The following is a 2,369-nucleotide window of genomic DNA, read 5'->3' as shown; positions in this document are numbered from 1 at the left end:
AGATATTGACTGCAATAAAACCTCAGAGATGATTGTAAAAACAATCATCTCGCTGGCTCAGGCTATGGGAATTCCTACTGTAGCGGAATTCGTCTATTCAAAAGCAATTTTCGAAAAAGTCAAATCTATGGGGATCGATTATTCGCAGGGCTATTATTTTGGCGAACCTATGCCGTTGCTGATAGAAGAGGTTGATTTCACGAAAAGGAGGATGGAATGATGAAAAAAAAATGGTGGCTTGCCGTATGGATTATTACATTTCTTGCACTTCTGCTGAATTCGGCATCGATTTATAAGTATGAAATCAAAACACTCCAAAATGAGATGACTACACTAGAACCTTATCGGGGAAAAGTAATGCTGATCGTCAATACTGCCAGCTGTTGCGGCTACAGCACGCAGTTGGAAGGGTTAGAAAAACTCTATCGTCTCTACAGGCCAAGAGGATTCTCCGTATTGGGGTTTCCCTCAAACCAATTCGGAGGAAAAGAACCTTTGGAAGAGAAGGAAATGGAACATTTTTTTAAACAAAAATACGGGGTGACTTTTCCGATATTCGGCAAAATTAATGTTTATACCGATCCCCTGTACCGTTATCTCCAAAAAGCGGTCGGAACTCTGGATAAAAGTGAGTCGGTTGATTGGAATTTTACGAAGTTTCTCATTGACCGAAACGGACATGTCATCTGTCGCTATCCACCGGACGTGAAGCCCGAAGCAATCGCAGCGGATATCGAGAGGTTGCTCTAGGTTTGTATTGAGAGCAAAAGAGGAGAGAAGCAAATGAAAAAGTGGGTGAAATTTTTAAAAATAATATTAGGAGTCTAAAATGGAACAAAACACAGCCCAAGGGCGACGGGAACGGTACCTTACGTTCTTTTTGGGTGAGGAACAATACGGGATTGCGATCGATCGGATCAAAGAGATCATCGCCATTATGAAGGTGACGAACGTCCCGAAGACCCCCGAATATATGCGAGGCGTCATCAACCTGCGCGGCTCTATCATCCCCGTCGTTGATACGCGTCTTCGTTTTGGTATGGAGACAAAAGAAGAGGACATGCACACGGCGATCGTTATCGTCGAAGTGGATAAAGTCAATATCGGCTTTATCGTCGATCGCGTCGAAGAAGTAGCGAGTATCGACAGTGCCAACATGAGTGATCCTCCGAAATTCGGTAACAACATCGATACCGATTTTATCTGCTCGATGGCACAGATGGACGAGAACGTTGTGATGATTTTAGATGTTTTGAAGCTCTTTGAAGCGGATGAATTGATTAGTCTTGAACAGATTCAAAAAACAGAAACCCAAGGAGAATAAGATGAATTGGTTAGAAAATATGGTATTACAAAGCAAGTTGATTTTGCTGACGACAGTTATGATGATTGCCCTTGCTACATTGGGTTTTATGGGGTATACAAATCTTCAACAATGGAAAGACTCGGTCAATGAATTGGGCGGAGTGAGACTCCCTTCTATTGTCGGTATTATGGAAATGCGCACGGGTATCAATCAAGTCGTTATTCAACAAAATCGCGTTCGTGCACTTCAGGGTGATCCGAAGATGAAAGAAAAACTCGAAGATGCACGCGAAAGACTTGTCAAAGGGTTTGAGCGTTTCGATAAAGGGTATAAACTCTACGCACCCCTTCCGCAAACTCCTGAAGAGGCGGTAGAGTGGAAAAATTTTGAAGAAAATTTTGGCAAGTGGAAAGAGATGAGCTTGGCATTTCGTGCCAATACCCTTGTTCCTTTAATCAGCAATGCCAATCCTGCAATGGATGCTGTCTATTTTGACCAAATGAAGACTTTTATCGAAACAAGCCGTGCTCCACGTTCAGCTGCATTGGAAAGTATGGATAAAATAGCGCAGATCAATATCGATGTTGGAAATGAAGTGGTAAAGCATTCACAGGAAGAAGCCGATGGTGACACGGTTTTAACGGTGATTGTTATGTTGATTGCCTTCACGATAGCAATACTCTTGGCAACATTGATCATCCGCTCTATCACCCGTTCTATCACGGCAAGCGTCACCTCTATTCGTGACGGTGCAATGCAAATCACCTCGGCATCGGATCAAGTAGCCTCCTCTTCGTCATCTCTTGCACAAGGGGCAAGTGAGCAAGCCAGCAGTGTTGAGGAAGTAAGCGCAACGCTCGAAGAGTCCACCGCGATCAATACCCAAAACACCGATAACGCCCGTCAAGCCGATATCTTGGCGAAGAATGCAAACGATTCAGCACGTGCGGGATACGAAAAAGGGGAACAACTCTCCCATTCAATGCACGCCATCACCGAATCAGCGGCTAAAATCAGCGGTATTATCAAAACCATCGATCAAATCGCTTTCCAAACCAATCTC

4 protein-coding genes are annotated in these 2,369 nt (G+C 43.8%); all 4 read left to right on the top strand.

Annotated features, from left to right (window positions below):
- Positions 1-220 (top strand): EAL domain-containing protein (locus tag A2517_RS07485; protein ID WP_294895675.1); only part of this gene is annotated, 220 nt, incomplete at its 5' end.
- A complete protein-coding gene (locus A2517_RS07480; RefSeq protein WP_294895673.1) occupies positions 217-750 on the top strand; it encodes a glutathione peroxidase in 534 nt (177 codons plus the stop codon). The genes A2517_RS07485 and A2517_RS07480, both read left to right, overlap by 4 nt.
- Before the next feature lie 79 nt (positions 751-829).
- Entirely contained in the window at positions 830-1,324 is a 495-nt protein-coding gene (locus A2517_RS07475; protein ID WP_294895671.1) for a chemotaxis protein CheW, read from the top strand.
- 1 nt (position 1,325) lies between these two features.
- Positions 1,326-2,369 (top strand): MCP four helix bundle domain-containing protein (locus A2517_RS07470; protein WP_294895669.1); only part of this gene is annotated, 1,044 nt, incomplete at its 3' end.

The sequence above is a fragment of the Sulfuricurvum sp. RIFOXYD12_FULL_44_77 genome (assembly GCF_001830725.1).
Classification (GTDB): Bacteria; Campylobacterota; Campylobacteria; order Campylobacterales; family Sulfurimonadaceae; genus Sulfuricurvum; species Sulfuricurvum kujiense_A.
Note: the sequence above shows the minus strand (reverse complement) of the source record. Positions and strands in the feature narration are given on the sequence as shown.

What these genes read in the sequence shown, in the direction of transcription:
- A2517_RS07480 (WP_294895673.1), top strand. Translation starts at nt 217, where the DNA reads ATGATGAAAAAAAAATGGTGGCTTGCCGTATGGATTATTACATTTCTT.
- A2517_RS07475 (WP_294895671.1), top strand. Translation starts at nt 830, where the DNA reads ATGGAACAAAACACAGCCCAAGGGCGACGGGAACGGTACCTTACGTTC.